The organism is Peribacillus sp. NPDC101481 (assembly GCF_044767165.1).
Classification (GTDB): Bacteria; Bacillota; Bacilli; order Bacillales; family DSM-1321; genus Peribacillus.
In genome coordinates, this window is record NZ_JBIWNJ010000002.1 from 302,981 (window position 1) to 317,527 (window position 14,547).

Sequence of the window (14,547 nt, forward strand, 5' to 3'; positions counted from 1 at the left end):
CCATTCTTACTTCGCTTTCCATTAGGTTTAAATTTTGTCAGGAAGTGTGTTGTATAGAAAATGGAAACTGTAGGTAGAAGTAAACTGAAAGTGTTATGTACGGCTATAGCTGGGATCGTTTTGTTAATTTTAGGTATCCTGACGAGTATTTCTGTGGGAGCGTCCGATATTGATGCATCAATGGTTTTGAAGTCCTTTTTTGAGGCCGACTCGTCCAAGGAACAGACTATTATAAGGACTCTTCGATTGCCACGAGCTTTAGTTGGAGCGTTGGTCGGTGCTAATTTAGCGGTAGCGGGTGCTCTCATGCAGGCTATTACCCGGAATTCATTAGCTTCTCCACAAGTGTTTGGTGTTAATGCCGGTGCCTCATTTTTTATTGTGTCAGCTTTTGTTTTCTTTCCTAACCTTTCTTCCGTGTCTCTAGTTTGCGTTGCATTCATTGGTGCAGCAGTGGGAGGGATGGCAGTCTATTCTTTTGCTTCGGGGGGAGGAATGACCCAAGTGAAGCTGGCATTGGCTGGAATGGCTGTTCACTTTTTTTTATCTTCCTTAACGCAAGGCATGATCATCTTTAATGAACAAGCAAAAGATGTGCTCTATTGGTTAGTCGGGTCTATTAATGGAAAAACATGGGCTCACGTGAACATGATCCTTCCTTGGTCTCTTTTCGGTCTGCTTGTTGCTGCCATGTTCTCTCGATCTGTTTCGATCCTTGTCTTAGGAGAAAATATGGCGCAGGGACTTGGGCAGCGGGTGCATCGAATCCGTATTTTAGCAGGAATATTGGTGATCATTTTGGCAGGATCTTCGGTTGCCGTCGCAGGCCCAGTGGGATTTGTGGGATTGATCATTCCTCATATCGTCAGGAGACTGGTGGGCGGGGATTATCGAAGGATCATCCCTTTTTCTGCATTATTCGGCGCTTTACTCTTAGTTTACGCAGATATTCTCGCACGTTTCATTGCTTATCCTTTTGAGTCGCCGGTAGGCATCGTAACCGCTATGATCGGTGCGCCATTCTTCCTTTATTTAGCTAAGAATGGGAGGAATATTAAGCAATGAAATTAAAACGGACATTTGGGTTGAAATCAACTTTGCCCCCGTATTCTATTATCCTGTTGCTGACGGTTACCGTGCTGATTTTAGCAATGGTGAGCCTGGGCTTAGGGGCCATTTATATTTCACCTTTAGAAATTCTCCAAAATTTCCTTGGAAATGGCATGCAAAGTCAGACATTCATTTTGCACAACTATCGCATACCGCGCATTCTAATTGCCGTGATAGTGGGGGCCGGATTGGCAACGGCCGGAGCCATTCTGCAAGGAGTCCTTCGAAATCCGCTGGCTTCTCCAGATGTGATTGGGGTAACAAAAGGGGCCGGATTGGCAGCAGTTATCGTCATTGTTTTATTTCCGCAATCGCCCATTATCATACTGCCTCTTTCAGCTTTTATCGGCGCTGCGGTCATGGCGGCCATTTTGATGATATTTATTTATAAAAAAGGAGCTCAACCAAATACGATAGCTTTGGTCGGAATCGCTCTAGGGGCCATATGTCAAGCTGGCATAGAGTATTTCATGGTCAAGTTCCCGGATGATGTAAACACGACACTGCTGTGGTTGACTGGCAGTCTATGGGGAAGAGGATGGGAGCAAGTATTCATTTTGCTTCCATGTCTTGTGCTTGTACCTGTATTGATTGCATTGACGTCTAAAATGGATGTACTGAGTCTTGGAGACGATATAGCTACAGGTCTCGGTGAAAGATCAAAATCACTGCGTTATATTTTGTTAAGTGTTTCTGTCATATTAATCGGAGTCTGTGTAGCAGCGGTTGGTTCGATCGGGTTCATTGGTTTAATTGCCCCCCATATTGCACGGAGGATGGTAGGGTCAAAATTCAAGGTATTACTTCCTGCTTCAGCTCTTTTCGGTTCTATCTTTCTCCTCGTTGCCGATAGTCTTGGAAGAGGATTATTCCCTCCAATAGAAATACCCGCCGGAATCATCACTGCGGTGATTGGTGTACCATATTTTTTATATCTATTACGCCGTGAACGAAAAATAACATAAGGAAGGCTGGCGATCATGACAACATTATCAGCAGAGCATCTTTCTCTCTCTTATGGATCAACTCAAATCATTGAAAATATCGATTTAGAAATTCCCGAAGGCAAGATCAGTATAATCATTGGCTCCAATGGTTGTGGCAAATCAACCATTCTGAGGTCTCTAGCTAGATTATTGATGCCTCAGCAAGGCACGATCTATTTAGATGGAAAAGCAATTCATCAGCAGTCTTCCAAGGAAGTGGCGAAGAAATTGGCCATCTTACCCCAAGCTCCGGAAGCTCCGGAAGATATAACCGTTAAAGAACTATGCTATTATGGCAGGCATCCGCACAAGGGCTTATTTTCCAGACAAACCCCGGAAGATCATAGGATTGTCGACCGTGCATTATCAGCAACAAAAATGACGGAGTTTGCTGATCGGACATTGGATGCATTATCTGGAGGACAAAGGCAAAGAGCATGGATTTCGATGGCTTTAGTACAAGAAACCGACCTTTTACTGTTAGATGAACCGACAACCTATCTCGACTTAGCGCACCAAATTGAAATATTGGAATTACTGCGCGATTTAAACGTAACTTATGGACGCACGATTGTCATGGTTCTGCATGATTTGAATCAAGCGGCACAGTATGCCGATCACCTGATTAGCATCAAGAAGGGAAAAATCTATAAAGAGGGACCTCCTGAAACGGTATTCACAAAAGAGATGATCAAGGACGTCTTTAGACTGGAATGCTGTATTATTGAAAATCCAGTAGATCAAACGCCCCTATGCATTCCAATTGGTTTATCTAAAGAGTATTAGAAAAACTAACGACGATCGTGTCGGATGGAATAACGAATTACAGAAGTCAACATATTCATTGTTGGCTTTTTTGCTTATTTACGATGTTGAGAGGGATAGTTAAGATATTTTAGATCAAGAGTATAAATGATAGAATAGATAGACATATATATTAAAGGAGACTTAGTATCTTGGAAGCCAAATGTGTTAAATTCTATGAGTTTGGGAATCCGGAAAAGGTTTTAAAAGTTGAAAATAAACTTATTCAAAAACCTTTAAACGGGGAAGTCCTCGTTCGGATGACCACACGTCCCGTTAACCCGTCTGACTTGCTGCCCATTCGCGGTGCATATTCTCACCGAATTCCCTTGCCTTCCATACCTGGTTATGAAGGGGTCGGCATTGTCGAAGAGGTGGGTGCTTCGGTTTCGAAAGAACTGATAGGCAAGCGTGTTCTGCCTTTGCGCGGTGAAGGGACCTGGCAGGATTATGTTAAAACATCTGCGGAGCTGGCCATAGTCATTCCAGATTCACTTGAGGACCATATAGCAGCGCAATTATATATAAACCCGATAACCGCATGGCTAATCTGTACAGAAGTATTAACATTGAAACCGGATGATGTTTTACTAGTAAATGCCTGCGGATCTTCCATTGGCCGCATCTTTGCCCAGTTATCCAGAATTCTTGGATTTAAGCTGATTGCTGCAACGAGAAACAATAAGTATACGGAAGAACTGCTTAAACTTGGTGCTTCATATGTGATCGATACGTCAAGATCATCATTGCATGATACAGTGATGGAAATGACGGATGGGCGCGGAGCGAAAGCGGCCATAGATTCAGTGGGCGGCATCGATGGCTCAGAACTCGCTTTTTGCGTTCGGCCAAATGGCATCTTATTAACGATTGGCCTTTTATCGGGACAGTCTGTGAATTGGGCAAAAATTTCCGAAAGGACAAAAGTGAATGTTAAAATGTTTCATCTTCGGCATTGGAATCAGCAGGCTTCCGTTCAAACCTGGCATGAAACGTTTAATCTTTTGATGGGGTTCATCGCTGATAAAAGGTTGAAATTCATGATGCCGGATTCCTACTATGGTCTTCAAGATGTGAAAGAAGCCATGATTGTCACAGGCAATAGAGGGAAGATATTTTTAAGCAATTGATTTTGCAATAGGCATCCACTATGTGGTGGTAATTGAAGAAGCATTCATCTTGGAGCACTTCCAATAGGTTCCTAAGGTAAATGGAAATGTCCCTTGATAATATGGAATTACTTGATTACATGTAAGGTGCTAGTTTAGAATGCGGAATAGAACATGTTAATACATGTGACGACTTTGGAGGAAATACTTATGAAAACAATATATGTGAATGCTACATTTTTTACTATGGACAAGGAAAATCAAATCTTTGAAAACGGCATGATGATTGTACAAGATCATACCATATCCTACATCGGCCAGCATGATGAACAACAATTGGCAGATGCAGATCAAGTGGTCAACCTTGGCGGGAAATGGATTATGCCAGGCCTTGTGAATGCCCATTCGCATATTGTAATGACCCTTTTACGCGGTATCGGGGACGATATGCTGCTGAAGCCATGGCTTGAAACGAAAATATGGCCGATCGAAAGCCAGTTTACAACGGAAATCGCCTCTGTAAGTTCACAGCTTGGCATCATGGAAATGATGAAATCAGGAACCACGACATTTTCGGATATGTTTAATCCTAATGGAATAGATGCGGGTGCTGTCATGGAGACGATAGGCGAAACAGGAATGCGGGGAGCCTTTTCCTACACGATCTTCAGCTTGGGTACGGAAAAAGATCAAAAGGCGAACCTCATGGGAGCTGAGCAGTTTTCAAAAAACTATAAAACGTTTGCCGATGGCCGCCTGACTACAATGGTCGCACCACATAGCCCATATGCCTGCACACCTGAAGCGATTATGGAAAGTGCACGGATTGCAAAAGAGAATGATTTGATGGTGCACATTCACGTATCGGAAACGGACTTTGAAATCCTCGACATCGAAAAACGTTACGGATCCCGTCCTGTCGAGCACCTTCGCCGTCTAGGGCTGTTCGATCAGCCTACCGTGATGGCACATGGAGTGGTTCTCAATGATGAAGAGCGGGCAATCCTAAAACAGCATGATGTTCGCGTTGCCCATAATCCAATCAGTAACCTGAAGCTCGGATCTGGAATAGCAGATGTCGTCAGCCTTCTTGATGAAGGCATTAAAGTGGGAGTGGCAACAGATGGCGTTGCCTCCAATAACAACTTTGATATGTTCGAAGAAATGAGGACGGCTGCATTACTGCAAAAAGGAATGTATAAGGATGCCACAAAATTCCCTGCCCAAACGGCACTCGCCATGGCCACAAGAATGGGTGCCGAAGCAGTAGGCATGGGTCATACAGGATCACTGGAAGCTGGTAAAAAAGCAGATTTCATCACCATTTACCCATATGACAAAGAACATCTTCAGCCATTGAGTGAAGCCTATTCGCACCTGCTTTATGCAGCACGCGGAAATGATGTATGTGATGTATACATTGATGGCAAAAACGTCGTGAAAGATGGCCGCTGCTTAACGATCGATGAAGAAAAAGTAATCGCCGAAACAAATCGTCTGCAAGGTACCTTATCACGATAATGCAGATGTGAGAACAAAAAAAGGAGCTGCCATTTGCAGCTCCTTTTTTATGGATTAAGTTAAGCGACGAAAATTGGTTGTAGGTCAATTAATCTGGTTGCACGTCGGAATAAATTTGTAGGGGATAATTCGTGTCAAATGGCATTCAAAAAAATTTACCGCCAGTATTGTAGAATAAATAGATCTCAACACTTAGAAACCCGTCGTGAGTCAAGTTTCTTGGAAATATGGAAACAAAGGAAGCCGATAAAAAATATTAATAAGAAAATAGGTATGGCAAAAACGGTAAAAAACGAAAAGACGAAAAAAATGCTGCTGACCCCAAATATTAACCAACTGGTAATCAGCAAGCAGCTGGATAAAAAATCTTTGACAGCATGGATCATGAATTTCACCACCGTATGAAGATCTATGTAATGATTATACACTATCTTCCAATCATGTTGTTTCGACGGCTCACCCTTCATTCACATCACGATGGAAATGCCTTTCCATGACATAGCCAAAAAAGGAGGCAAGCATTTGTTGAAAAAGCATCCCAAGTACAACGGGTACCGCGACGGCAGCAGGGAAATAGGCGGTTGCAAGAACGGCTCCCGCACTGATGTTTCGCATGCCGCCTGTAAATGTCAAAGTGATGATATCCGCCTTATCCCATCTTAAATATGCCCCGACCATCCAAGAAATGGCATACCCAGAAGCAGCTATGAACAAAACCAAGAAGGCCATGATCATTAATTTCTTATCGAAATGGGTTAAGTAAGGCGCGATTTTTGAACTGTTCAATATGACTACGATTCCAACGCTTATCTTGGAAAATGGAGCTAAGCGGGGGGATAGTGTATATTGTATCTTCCCTTTTGTAGCTTGATTCAAGAACATGGCAAGCATGGAGGGAAGAACGACCATACCGATTAATCCTTTCACCATCGAACCTAAATCCATTTCGATCGAACCGCCTCCAAAAAGGGATACACTGTATGGAACGATGAATGGCGAGAGTAGGGTGTCGATCAAGATGATCGTTAGGGCAAGTACGGCATTCCCATTATAAATGGATACCCAGATCATACTGGTGACACCGGTTGGAATCACTACAGCCAGGACTAGGCCGGTTATCGTGAAAGCATCACCATGGAACACTAAATGGCCGAGTCCAAAAGCCCAAACAGGCATAAGCATATGAAGGATGATCAATACGATGAAAACAGGTAAAGGGTGGGTGACTGCCTGTTTAAGAGATTCAAAGTTGGAGCCTAAACTTCCGGAAAAGGTAATGAAGGCAAATATCCATGGGACAAGAAAGGTGTAATCCATTAGGTGTTCGGCCAATAATACCCCAATAACCACGCTTATCGGCGTGATAAGGGGCATAATTTTATCCATTTGTTCATTTATTGTTTTCAGCATGATTCATCCACTTCCTGAGTAAAGTAAATTCTATTAAGTAAGTTTACCATATTCCTAAAAATATAATTTGTAAGACAAGAAATTTGTCTATATCTTTTTTGGATTTTTAAAAAAGATTACTATCACTGCCCTGGAACTCGCATCGTTCCAAAAGGGCTTCAAGCTTTCCCCGACGAGGGAGGGTTCATTAAAAAGAGGTTTTAGGCAGGATTGTTCGATGCATCATTGTATATTCATTGAAAAATAGTTTAAAGTAGAGGAGAGAGGTGAAAGAAATGTCAGAAAAGGTTTCCAGTATTATGTGGTTTAGTCTTGCCGTACAAGCCCTGCTTGTTCTTGCTGATCATGATGGATTATGTAATAGTAATAAATTGGCCGATAAGCTTGATTCGGAGTCAGGTTTTCTTAGAAAAATATTAAGTAATTTAGTGAAGGCCGGGCTGATTCAAGCGAAGGAGGGCAGGGATGGGGGATATTCACTTGCCAAAAATCCCGAACAAATCATTCTTGCAGACATATACTCTGCGATTAAATCGGAACCTTTCTCAAAAGGCTTTCTTGATGTGAATGATAAAAAATGCTTTCATCCATCTTCTAGAGAAGCGTTATGCGGTTTGAAAAACGAGATGGAGAGCTGGATTATACACGGCTTGGAACAAAAGACGATTGCTGACTTACTATCAAAATCTTAATGTGAAAAACGAAACTGACAAGGTTTCGTTTTTATTAAACTGTATTTGACAAAAGAACAGTATGCATTATATACTGTTCCTGTATTAAATACAGTTAAATGGAGGTCATTATAAATGACAAAAAATATAATGAGTAAAGAAGAGTACCTAAATAAATCGAAAGAATTGAATATACCGGTCGAAAAGCCCAAAGTCCTTAATGATACGGATTTCATTACGGTAGCAAATGAACGGAGATCTGTTCGCCAGTACGATCCTGAATACGTGATGACTGAAGAAGAAATTCGTGAAATTCTGGATATTGCGATTCAAGCACCATCTTCTTCCAACTTGCAGCCATGGAGATTCCTTGTGATTCAAGATAAGCAAACCCAGCAAGAATTGCTTCCCATCGCAAATAACCAACAACAAATCGTCGACGCATCTGCTGTCATTGCCGTTTTAGCTGATATTGAAGGTTACAAAAATGCAGAGCGGATTTATGGTGAATTAGTCAATAAAGGGATCATGAAGAATGAAATCAAAGAGCCATATGTAGCCTCTATTCTGCATAATTACGGAAACTTTTCTGCTGAAAAGGCTTTAAGTGTAGCCATGATTGACGGTGGCTTGGTTTCCATGCAGATCATGTTGGCTGCAAAAGCAAAAGGATACGATACAGTACCAATGGGAGGCTTTGATGAAGCCAAATTTGTCGATGCATTCAATGTACCGGAAAACTTCAAGCCTGTCATGTTAATTTCCATTGGAAAAGGAACTAAAGCAGGGTTTGAAAAAGTTCGTTTGCCACTCGATACTATATTGACTTGGAATAAATACTGAGGAAAGAACGTAGTAAGAGGATAGCTGAAATTTGCTATCCTTTTTTTCATGGTTTGAGATTGGCATTGAAAATGATTTAATCTCGCAAGCGATAAATGGATATGTTACAATTTTTCCATATATTTCTTTGGAAAGTCACCTCGAAAGTCCCCGACCGCAAAAGGATATTTATGGGGATAAGCAGAGCTAAAGAATTGCGCTGAAAGCCAATAATTGGTTTAGCCGTTCACAATGGATGGGAGGGAGTCCTTATGAAAAGTGAAGTGTTTTCGTGGTTGAAAGCCATTTTATTCGCTTTAATGATCGTGTTCATTTGCCAACAGTTTTTATTTACGCCAGTCACAGTAAAAGGTGAATCAATGGAGCCGACTTATGAGAATGATGACCGGATCGTGGTAGCTAAAATCGGAAAGCCGGAGCGCTTCGATATGGTTGTATTTTATGCTCCGGACGCTGAAGAGAATTATATAAAAAGGGTGATCGGTTTACCAGGTGACAGTGTCGAAATGAAAGATGATGTCTTATATATCAATGGGAAAAAGTATACGGAACCATATTTGAAAACAAAAAAAGGGGAAATTCCGCCTGAAGAAAATCTGACGGAGAATTTCAGCCTGAGTGATTTACTTGGGAAATCCAAGGTACCTGCGGGTCATTTATTTGTCATGGGGGATAATCGGAGGAACAGTTGGGATGGAAGAAGATTTGGTTTTATTTCTGAAGAATCACTTGTGGGCAAAGTGAAATTTCGTATTTACCCACTTAATGAAATGGGAGTGCCGAAGTGAATTGAACACAGTAAGTACAAGTGAAAGCTTAGAGGATAATTATGTGGACTAAGTTGTATTTATAGCAGATGATGGATAAGAACCTTTTCCTGTGGTTAAGGTTTTTCATTTTGGATTGTGGGGGTATTAATATGACGAATGGGTTAGCTGCCATCTCCATCCCGATGCTGGATGAAGAAATGGGACGGCAGGTTAAAGGACATGTCGATTCGCTGACGGTTCCTAAGGGAAGTTTAGGCCGGCTTGAAGAATGGATAATCGAACTGGCCAAGATGACAGGAGAGGCATTTCCAGACATTTCGAAACCGGGGGTTATCGTGTTTGCGGCCGACCATGGAATTACGGAAGAAGGGGTTTCGGCTTATCCAAAAGAAGTGACGGAACAAATGGCTCTCAACTTCCTGAATGACGGTGCCGCAATCAATGTATTAAGCCGGGCGATAGACGCTTACTTGGATATTGTCGATATAGGGATCGATGCAGATATCGAGGCACCAGGGTTAACTTCGAGAAAAGTCCGCAATGGAACTAGAAACTTTTATAAGGAAGAGGCGATGACAAAGGAAGAAGTAATTCAAGCGCTTGAAATTGGATATGAGCGTGCAGAGAAAATGATTGCCCATGGTGTGAACTGCCTGATTCTTGGTGAAATGGGAATCGGAAATACGACATCCAGTACCGCCATCATCTCCATCGTAAGCGGGAAAAGCGTCGAATCACTAGTGGGGCAGGGAACAGGATTGAATTCAGAAGGCATTTTACATAAGCGAAGAATAATTGAGGAAGCGATTTCATTAAGAAATCCCAATCCTGATGATCCAATCAACATTTTAATGAATATCGGTGGATTCGAAATTGCAGGTATGGCAGGGGCCATGCTTGCTGCAGCGAATAACCGTATACCGATTCTTGTTGATGGTTTCATTACAACCACGGCTGCTGTATTGGCAAACCTGATTTCCGGACGTGCAGTCGATTATATGTTTGTTGGACATCGATCTGCAGAACCTGGTCATAGAACGGCCATAGAACTGCTTGGCAAGGAGCCGATCCTCGACCTGGGAATGAGAATCGGGGAAGGAACAGGGGCTGCCCTGTCATACCCCATCCTTAAGGCAGCGACATTGGTCATTAAAGAAATGGCAACATTTGAATCTGCAGGCGTGTCAAATAAATAAGAAACAGGAGACCTTCGATACGCTGGTCTCCTATTTATACAGGTTAAAAAGGTGGATACTGCATTGAAATATACACTCATCCCGCTGTTACTTAATGGGCAGGTGTTCTTTATATTTCTTCATTTTCCTGACGACGGAAGGCTGGCTGATACCTAAGAATTTAGCCATTTCATATGTGGACTTGCATTGTTTATTCGCTTTCATCATCATCCATTTTTCGACTTGTTCGAGGGCGGTATTGAGATCACTATCATCAACCATCATATTGTCGATTATTAGGGTATCATCTATTTTCTCCAAAGATTCTTGTCCATGGAAATGGGAGGGGAGAAAGCCTGGGAAAATGATGGAGTCTTCCGAGGTCAAAATGAGCCGTTCAATCAGGTTTTCCAATTCACGAACGTTTCCTGACCATTTATGCTGAATCAGTATTTCATAAGTGGAAGGGTGCAACTTCTTATCTGTCTTGTATTTCTTGTTGATAATTTCGAGATTATGATTGATTAAGATGGCAATGTCTTCTTTTCTTTCGCGTAATGGAGGTATTTGGATCGGAATCACATTTAAGCGGTAATACAAATCTAGCCTGAATGTTCCCTTTTCCACCATTTCTTCAAGGTTTTGATTGGTTGCAGTCACAAGCCGAAAATCTATCCTATACTCTTTTTTCCCGCCCACTCTTTTAAAGGTCTTCTCTTGCAGGACATTTAATAATTTCACTTGCATATCCAGGGGAAGCTCCCCGATTTCATCCAGAAATAAGGTTCCGTTATCTGCTTGCTCCACCAGCCCCTGCTTCCCCTGCTTCTGCGCACCGGTGAAAGATCCCGCTTCATATCCAAACATTTCGGATTCAAAGAGACTTTCTGGGATGGTACTGCAGTTGACTTCGATGAATGGCTCTTTGCTGCGGTAACTCTGATTGTGCAGCCGCCGGGCAAATACGCTTTTTCCTACACCGGATTCCCCAAGAAGCATGACTGTCGCATCCGTTTTGGAAACACGGTGTATCGTTTTGGCGATTTGCCGCATTTCCTTACTGCGATAGATCAGCTCCTCCTGTTCCCTAAGTTCCTCGACCTCCGATTGGTATTCTTGAATCTTTTTCTCCAATTGACCGTACTGATCCTGGAGGTTCCTTATTTCAGTTTGATCTTGGGCATAGCTGACGACACGAATCAATTCACCATCCTCATCAAAGATGGGGTAGGCAGTCGACATGACGATTTTTCCCGTCTTCGTTTGCTGCATGATCTGGACAGGTGTTTTCTCTTTCAATACCATGGCGGAAATCGACGGTGAAAGGATTCCTTCCGTTTCGAGCTGGTAAACGGATTTCCCAAGATAATGTTCTGGTTCGATTCCATATATCCACCAATGGTTAGGATTCGTGAATAAAATGAATCCTTTTTCATCGGTCACGGTAATATTGTTATTGGAAGTGTTGATGATGCATTCCAAAACTCTTTTAACATTGTTATCACTCATCATTTTCCCCCTTATCCACTTTCCAGTGATTCAAATATAAATCAAAATCAGAGGTGAATCAAGAATTTTCAGATATTTTGATTTGGAATTGAATCATTTATGAAAGCATGCCTGCGATAATCACTCACTTCATACATCAAAGCTAAAACTAGAGTAATAGAGTAGCGAACTGCCTTACTTACGGTTAACCTACATATGTTTGGGTATAAATAAAGTATAGAGTAATCGATTTGAAGGAGTGATTGAATTGGCTTTGAAGAGAACCTTGGGACAATTTTTATACGACTGCTTAAAAGCAGAAGGCATTACAGAGATTTTTGGTGTGCCTGGAGACTATAATTTCTCATTGCTAGATACTTTGGAAGATTACGATGGGATTGAGTTTATTAATGGACGAAATGAACTCAATGCTGGATATGCAGCGGACGCATATGCCCGGGTGAAGGGCATGTCGGCACTGATCACCACCTTTGGTGTCGGTGAAATGAGCGCATGTAATGCAATCGCTGGCGCGTACAGTGAAAATGTGCCGCTCATACATATTGTCGGCTCGCCAAAGTCCATGATGCAACAGGAGAAGGAGCTTGCCCATCATACGTTAATGGACGGAGATTTTGATGTTTTCCGTAAGGTTTATGAGCATATCACCGGTTATACGGCGATCCTTACACCGGAAAACGCGGCTAGGGAGATACCGGCTGCAATCCGAATCGCGAAAGAAAAGAAAAAGCCGGTTTATTTGGTAGTGGCTATCGATCTCGTTGAAAAACCGTTGATTTCCCACAGTGAGGCTTATGAGAATGCGGCCAAACCGAATGTCAATGCGTTGCAGTCAGCAGTAAAGCATATAAAGGGTATGTTAGAACATGTAAATAAAGCGGTTCTGCTTGTCGACGTAAAAACACTTCGCTATAACTTGCAGAAACCTGTACTTCAGCTCGCTGAGAGATTAAATGTTCCAGTTGCTTCATTAATGCAGGGGAAAAGCGGGTTTGATGAGAGCCACCCCCAGTATATTGGTGTATACGGCGGAGCTTTCGGAAGTAAGGATGTAACTCGGACTGTTGAAGAAGCGGATTTCATCATAGCCGTTGGTGCTGTTTGGTCAGACGTCAATACTTCCAAAGGTACAGCAAAGCTTGACCCGTTGAAAATGGTGGAAATTCAACCTGACACTTTAAAAGTGGGGGAAGCCAGTTATATGAATGTCATGGCGGAGGAAATTCTAAGTGCGCTCCAGGACATTGGCTACCGGCAGAACGAATCTGTCGGAAACATCTCGTTTCCGTATGACACAATGGTGGAAGACCCGTCAGCACCACTGAAAGCGGCTTCCTATTATCCTCGAATTCAGCAAATGTTGAAGGAAAATGACATTGTGGTCACGGAAACAGGAACATTCTCTTATGGCATGTCACAGGTCAGATTGCCGAAAGGGGCGACCTATATTGCTCAGGGAGGCTGGCAAAGCATCGGTTATGCGACGCCCGCAGCTTTCGGAGCTTGTATAGCGGATAGAAACCGGCGTGTTCTTTTGTTTACCGGGGACGGCTCGATTCAGCTGACAGTACAGGAAATAAGCTCGATGCTGGAGAACGGCTGCAAGCCCATCGTGTTCATCCTCAACAATAACGGCTATACGATTGAAAAATTCTTAAACGTAAAAGTCGATATAGAAAAACAGAAATACAACGAAATACCAGAGTGGGATTATACAAAACTGGCTGAAGCGTTTGGTCAAGAGGCATTTACAGCAAGAGTCGAGACGAATGGTGAACTGGATGATGCCATTACAAATGCTCAGGACATGAACGCCGATAAACTTTGCCTTATAGAGCTGGTCGTGAAAGATCAAATGGATGCACCGGATTATTTGAAAAAAATAAGGCAGTACCTTGAAGAGCAAGAGAAACTAAAGTAATTCATGTACGAAATTCCCTCACTCCTGATTTAAACACTAGAATATATACTTTATGTTTTGTTTATGAATCTCACTAGATAGAAGAATTATGCGACACTCCTGCCGAATAACTGCTGGCCGAGACACCACAGGCGCTTGCTTTGAGGTAGCTTGGCATACAGCCGGCGGAAAGGGAGCGGATTTCTGAAATGAAGCTGGAACGTTTTTTTAGTAGAAACTGTAGGCGAACTTGCTCTTCATCGAGTGTGGAGACAAAATGGGTTTCGGAGTCCGAATAATGAGGTGAAAGTCGAAAAAAATTCGTGAACGGTCGAATAAAGTGCGGGGTAGGTCGAATAAAGTGCCTCAACGGTCGAATAAAGTGCGGGGTAGGTCGAATAAAGTGCCTCAACGGTCGAATACTGTCCGGGATAGGTCGAATCCAGTGCATGTACGACCGAATACAGTGAGGCTTAGGCCGATAAACTGTGTCAACGGCCCAAGACAGTGCAGATGTTCGAATACCTTGCTCCGGCCTTGATGGTTTTTACTGTAACCGTTATTGGATAGAAGAATTATGCGACACACCTGCCGAATAACTGGCTGGCCGAGACACCACAGGCGCTTGCTTAGATGTAGCTTGGCAGACAGTCAGCGGAAAGGGAGCGGATTCTTAAATGAAGCTGGAACGTTTTTTTAGTAGAAACAGTAGGCGAACTTGCTCTTCTTATTAATATAC

Annotated in this window: 13 protein-coding genes; 11 read left to right on the forward strand and 2 right to left on the reverse strand. The window is 42.6% G+C overall.

All coding sequences use genetic code 11. From position 1 onward, the window contains the following. Positions 1 to 60 precede the first annotated feature (60 nt). The 6 genes from ACIROD_RS11445 (at position 61) to ACIROD_RS11470 (ending at position 5,935) form a co-directional block, all read left to right on the forward strand. Positions 61 to 1,065: a FecCD family ABC transporter permease gene (locus ACIROD_RS11445; protein ID WP_402940849.1), complete on the forward strand. Its 1,005-nt coding sequence runs from the start codon at positions 61 to 63 to the stop codon at positions 1,063 to 1,065. Continuing rightward, positions 1,062 to 2,075, forward strand: a complete 1,014-nt coding sequence (locus ACIROD_RS11450; protein WP_402940852.1) for a FecCD family ABC transporter permease — start codon at positions 1,062 to 1,064, stop codon at positions 2,073 to 2,075. The genes ACIROD_RS11445 and ACIROD_RS11450 overlap by 4 nt, the downstream gene beginning before the upstream one ends. Before the next feature lie 15 nt (positions 2,076 to 2,090). Then, the gene (locus ACIROD_RS11455; protein ID WP_230177179.1) at positions 2,091 to 2,882 is read left to right on the forward strand and encodes an ABC transporter ATP-binding protein; all 792 of its coding nucleotides are present in this window, start codon (positions 2,091 to 2,093) and stop codon (positions 2,880 to 2,882) included. 170 nt (positions 2,883 to 3,052) lie between these two features. Beyond that, positions 3,053 to 4,030 (forward strand): zinc-dependent alcohol dehydrogenase family protein, encoded by a 978-nt coding sequence (locus ACIROD_RS11460; protein WP_402940856.1) that lies wholly within the window; start codon positions 3,053 to 3,055, stop codon positions 4,028 to 4,030. Positions 4,031 to 4,219: 189 nt separating this feature from the next. After that, on the forward strand, positions 4,220 to 5,530 hold the full coding sequence (locus ACIROD_RS11465; RefSeq protein WP_402940859.1) for an amidohydrolase family protein: 1,311 nt from the start codon (positions 4,220 to 4,222) through the stop codon (positions 5,528 to 5,530). A 138-nt stretch (positions 5,531 to 5,668) separates the two neighbouring features. Next, positions 5,669 to 5,935: a hypothetical protein gene (locus tag ACIROD_RS11470; RefSeq protein ID WP_402940862.1), complete on the forward strand. Its 267-nt coding sequence runs from the start codon at positions 5,669 to 5,671 to the stop codon at positions 5,933 to 5,935. Between the two features lie 51 nt (positions 5,936 to 5,986). On the opposite strand, the gene ACIROD_RS11475 is transcribed toward ACIROD_RS11470, so the two are convergent. Further along, a complete protein-coding gene (locus ACIROD_RS11475; protein ID WP_101224343.1) occupies positions 5,987 to 6,940 on the reverse strand; it encodes a bile acid:sodium symporter family protein in 954 nt (317 codons plus the stop codon). Positions 6,941 to 7,215: 275 nt separating this feature from the next. On the opposite strand from ACIROD_RS11475, the gene ACIROD_RS11480 reads away from it, so the two are divergent. From ACIROD_RS11480 to cobT, 4 genes are all read left to right on the forward strand, one after another. Further along, the gene (locus ACIROD_RS11480; RefSeq protein ID WP_101224342.1) at positions 7,216 to 7,632 is read left to right on the forward strand and encodes an RrF2 family transcriptional regulator; all 417 of its coding nucleotides are present in this window, start codon (positions 7,216 to 7,218) and stop codon (positions 7,630 to 7,632) included. Positions 7,633 to 7,746: 114 nt separating this feature from the next. Beyond that, positions 7,747 to 8,454 (forward strand): nitroreductase family protein, encoded by a 708-nt coding sequence (locus ACIROD_RS11485; RefSeq protein ID WP_230177184.1) that lies wholly within the window; start codon positions 7,747 to 7,749, stop codon positions 8,452 to 8,454. Between the two features lie 251 nt (positions 8,455 to 8,705). Continuing rightward, a complete protein-coding gene (lepB, locus tag ACIROD_RS11490; RefSeq protein ID WP_402940867.1) occupies positions 8,706 to 9,242 on the forward strand; it encodes a signal peptidase I in 537 nt (178 codons plus the stop codon). 131 nt (positions 9,243 to 9,373) lie between these two features. Next, positions 9,374 to 10,420 (forward strand): nicotinate-nucleotide--dimethylbenzimidazole phosphoribosyltransferase, encoded by a 1,047-nt coding sequence (cobT, locus tag ACIROD_RS11495; protein WP_402940870.1) that lies wholly within the window; start codon positions 9,374 to 9,376, stop codon positions 10,418 to 10,420. Positions 10,421 to 10,507: 87 nt separating this feature from the next. Here the strand turns inward: cobT and ACIROD_RS11500 are convergent, their stop codons facing one another. Beyond that, positions 10,508 to 11,908, reverse strand: coding sequence for a sigma-54 interaction domain-containing protein (locus ACIROD_RS11500; RefSeq protein WP_402940873.1), 1,401 nt, complete (start codon positions 11,906 to 11,908; stop codon positions 10,508 to 10,510). Positions 11,909 to 12,155: 247 nt separating this feature from the next. On the opposite strand from ACIROD_RS11500, the gene ACIROD_RS11505 reads away from it, so the two are divergent. Continuing rightward, positions 12,156 to 13,829: an alpha-keto acid decarboxylase family protein gene (locus ACIROD_RS11505; protein WP_402940876.1), complete on the forward strand. Its 1,674-nt coding sequence runs from the start codon at positions 12,156 to 12,158 to the stop codon at positions 13,827 to 13,829. Positions 13,830 to 14,547: the final 718 nt, after the last annotated feature.

Excerpts from the sequence above, each read along its gene's own strand:
- lepB (WP_402940867.1), top strand. The coding sequence starts at position 8,706 with ATGAAAAGTGAAGTGTTTTCGTGGTTGAAAGCCATTTTATTCGCTTTA.
- ACIROD_RS11465 (WP_402940859.1), top strand. The coding sequence starts at position 4,220 with ATGAAAACAATATATGTGAATGCTACATTTTTTACTATGGACAAGGAA.
- cobT (WP_402940870.1), top strand. The coding sequence starts at position 9,374 with ATGACGAATGGGTTAGCTGCCATCTCCATCCCGATGCTGGATGAAGAA.
- ACIROD_RS11455 (WP_230177179.1), top strand. The coding sequence starts at position 2,091 with ATGACAACATTATCAGCAGAGCATCTTTCTCTCTCTTATGGATCAACT.
- ACIROD_RS11475 (WP_101224343.1), bottom strand. The coding sequence starts at position 6,940 with ATGCTGAAAACAATAAATGAACAAATGGATAAAATTATGCCCCTTATC.
- ACIROD_RS11480 (WP_101224342.1), top strand. The coding sequence starts at position 7,216 with ATGTCAGAAAAGGTTTCCAGTATTATGTGGTTTAGTCTTGCCGTACAA.
- ACIROD_RS11470 (WP_402940862.1), top strand. The coding sequence starts at position 5,669 with ATGGCATTCAAAAAAATTTACCGCCAGTATTGTAGAATAAATAGATCT.
- ACIROD_RS11450 (WP_402940852.1), top strand. The coding sequence starts at position 1,062 with ATGAAATTAAAACGGACATTTGGGTTGAAATCAACTTTGCCCCCGTAT.
- ACIROD_RS11445 (WP_402940849.1), top strand. The coding sequence starts at position 61 with ATGGAAACTGTAGGTAGAAGTAAACTGAAAGTGTTATGTACGGCTATA.
- ACIROD_RS11500 (WP_402940873.1), bottom strand. The coding sequence starts at position 11,908 with ATGAGTGATAACAATGTTAAAAGAGTTTTGGAATGCATCATCAACACT.
- ACIROD_RS11485 (WP_230177184.1), top strand. The coding sequence starts at position 7,747 with ATGACAAAAAATATAATGAGTAAAGAAGAGTACCTAAATAAATCGAAA.